The 3,363-nt window shown below is 51.8% G+C and carries 3 protein-coding genes; all 3 read left to right on the forward strand.

Annotation, left to right across the window (positions count from 1 at the left end; genetic code table 11):
• Positions 1–681: NAD(+)/NADH kinase (locus tag B3W37_RS01230; RefSeq protein WP_483174545.1), on the forward strand; the 681-nt coding region annotated here is incomplete at its 5' end.
• Positions 682–816: 135 nt separating this feature from the next.
• Complete coding sequence (argR, locus tag B3W37_RS01235; protein WP_483174546.1) at positions 817–1,269, forward strand: arginine repressor; 453 nt, start codon at positions 817–819, stop codon at positions 1,267–1,269.
• Positions 1,270–1,299: 30 nt separating this feature from the next.
• Positions 1,300–2,985, forward strand: coding sequence for a DNA repair protein RecN (gene recN, locus B3W37_RS01240; RefSeq protein WP_483174547.1), 1,686 nt, complete (start codon positions 1,300–1,302; stop codon positions 2,983–2,985).
• Positions 2,986–3,363: the final 378 nt, after the last annotated feature.

Here is a 3,363-nt window from a genome sequence, read left to right on the forward strand (position 1 = left end):
CGGTATGACGTGATGATAGTACTGGGCGGGGACGGCACCATGCTGCGGGCCGCGCGGCGTTACGGACAATGCAATACCCCGATACTGGGGGTCAATCTGGGCACAGTCGGTTCGATGAGCAATATACAGGCCAGCGAACTGCTGCAATATCTGCCGCGGGTAATCGCGGGCCAATTCACCCTGGAACACCGCCTCATGCTGGCCGTGAGGGTTTTCGAAGATGAAAAATTGATCTCTGAATTTCAATGTTTAAATGAAGCCGTCATCAAGGCCACCGGGGCGCGGATGTTAAGCTTTTCGGTTCAGATCGACAACAGCCGGGCCTATCCTTTTTCTGGTGACGGGATTATGGTAGCTACTCCGACCGGATCCAGCGCTTATTCACTGTCAGCCGGGGGGCCTCTTTTGGATCCTAGTATCCTGGCTCTGGTGATCACTCCATTGGCACCGAACACCATGTCCTGGAAGCCGCTGGTCCTGAATCCTGACCGCAGGGTGCGGCTGCGGCCGCTTAGCTGCGAAGAGGCCGTATTATGCCTGGACGGGCAGATCTGCTTGTTGTCTGACCAGCAGCGCTGGGTTGAAATCGCCCGGGCTGAACAGCTGTTGCCATTGATAAAGCTTAAGGAGAAGCCTTTTCTGAAGACCATCAACAGCCGGCTGAGGCCCTTTGGAGGCTAGTTACCGCCGGGTTGAACCGGCTTAAAATGATATTCTGCCAGGGCAATACACCACGGAAATGCCGGCCAACAGACCGGATATGTACAGCGACCCTTTGATAACTCTGTCAAATTCGAGATGGGACAGGAGGCAAGGATGAAGGCTCGACGCCATTTTACCATTCTGGACATTATTGCCGGACAGCGGGTGGGCACACAAGAAGAACTCTGTGATCTCTTGAAGCAGCGTGGTTTCGATGTTACCCAGGCCACTGTTTCCAGAGATATCAAAGAATTGAAACTGGTCAAAACAGCTGACGGAGCAGGCTACCGCTATGCTCTGCCTGAAGGCACTCCGATGAAAAATACTTTTGACCGCATGCAGCGGATTTTTAGAGACCTGGTGATCAGCTGCGACTGCAGCGAAAATATCATCGTGATTAAAACCATAGCAGCAGGCGCACAATCGGTGGCTTCAGTCATCGATGCCTATGAAAATCATCACATTTTGGGTACGGTGGCCGGTGACGACACCATTATAGTAGTGGTAAGATCCGCTATAGCGGTGGCTGAAGTGATGAACCTTTTCAACTCCTTGCTCAATGCTTGAGCGGGCCGGCAGGACCAATAAGGGCAAGCTATGCTATTAGAGATTTATATCAGCAACTTCGTTTTAATTGATAATGTGCGTATCGCCTTTCAACCCGGGTTGACCGTATTGAGCGGAGAGACCGGCGCCGGAAAATCGATCGTGATCGATGCGCTGGGGTTGATACTGGGTGACAGGGCTCAGAAAGAGCTGGTGCGGGATGCTGACCGCGCTGCTGTTGCCGAAGCCAGCTTTGATATCTCCGGGCTGCCGCAGCTGCAGGGCATGCTGGCTGAGAAGGGCTTCCTGGAGCAGGATGAAAGTCTCCTGGTATTGAGCCGGGAAATAGTAGCCGGCGGAAAGAATCTGGCGCGGTTGAATGGGCGGATAATCACGGCCGCCCAGCTCAGGCAGATTTCGGCCTGGCTTCTGGATATGCATCTGCAGCATGACCACCTCAGCATTTTAAAGCCTCATATGTATCTGCAGTACCTGGACCGCTGCGGCCCGGGAGCCCCGGCGCTGTTGAGGCAGGTAGAGGGCGGTTATCAATTGCTGCAGAAGCGCCGTCAGGAACTGGAAGAACTGCAGAGCTTGGAGCAGACCAAGCTGCAGCGTATAGATTTTCTGTCCTATCAAATCAGTGAAATCCAATCCGTCCATCTGCGAGCAGATGAAGAAGAAGAACTGCAAACAACCCGCGACCGCATTCGCAACCTGGAGAAGTTCCGGGCTGCGACCGAGCGATTGTTAGAGCTGCTCTACACTCAGGAACAAGGGCAAAATGCTTATGACCTTATCTCCACCGCGATTCAGCTGGTTCAGCCGCTTAACGATCCTTTCTTTGAGCCTGTTAAAGCTGCCTTACAGGAAGTCTGCTTCACCATTGAAGAAACCGCCGGTTCGGTATCGGCCTATAAACAGGCTCTGGAAGATGAGCCTTATGTTCTCGATGAGGTGGAATCGCGGCTGCATCTTATTCAACGCCTGAAAAGCCGTTACGGACAGAATATCACTGAGATTTTGCGGTATCTGGAAAATGCCCAACAGGAATTGGAGTATCTGCAAAATGACCAGACCCGCCAGGAGGACTTGAGACGGGAAATATCAGCCCTGGAAAGAGACTATTTGCATGCTGCGGAGCAGCTGAGCCAGCTCAGAAAGCAAGCCGCCCGGAAGCTGGAAGAGCAGGTGCATCAGCAGCTGTCAGAGCTTAACATGCCTCATTTGAAATTCGAGGTAAGGGTTTTGGACAGCGAAGCCAGCAGTACCGGCATAAACCGGGTGGAATTGATGTTCTCCCCCAACCCCGGGGAGGAGATGAAGCCTCTGCAGCGCGTGGCCTCAGGCGGAGAGATATCGCGTTTTGTGCTGGCTCTAAAGATTGTTCTGGCAGGGGTTTATGATGTGCCGACCCTGGTGTTTGACGAGATCGACGCCGGGGTAGGAGGGCGTTCTTTAACCGCTATGGCGCGCAAGCTGGCAAATCTGTCACATCATTACCAGGTTCTTATGGTTACTCACGCCCCGGCTATTGCCAGCGTGGCCAGCCATCATTACCTGATCAGCAAGGAAATAGAAGGGGAGCGCACGGTTACCCGGTTACGCCTTTTGGACTTTGAGGAGCGCATACAGGAGCTGGCCCGTATGCTGGCCGGGGACAATATCAGTCAGCTTACCCTGGAACATGCCCGGCAGATGTTATCTGAGGGGCAGCAATGGCAGAACCGTCATTAAACGCTAGCTGATGCGCCGGGAGCTGAACCCATGATGCAAGCTTTTAATTTTTACGTTATGGGTGGGAGGTTATTCAATTTTATTGTTCTGGGTTATTGATATTTTTGCTTATATTTTTACAATTAAAAGTTTTCGTTTATAAATGAAATCGCTGCCCGGCAGCCCAAACAGCAGTTATTCAGAAGAAAACAAAAATCCTTCCCATAGCTTGAAACCACTCTATGCTATCAGCCCATCTACTGGGATATTAACCAAATAGCTCACGACCCTGTGCAGTATAGTTTCTTCCCTGCAGGGAGACAATAAAAACTATCAGCGAATAGGGGAGTGACTAAATTGCGCCGATGGCGATCCACTTTTGGCATTATAATTTCAATA

The sequence above is a fragment of the Syntrophomonas sp. UBA5494 genome, assembly GCF_002426325.1.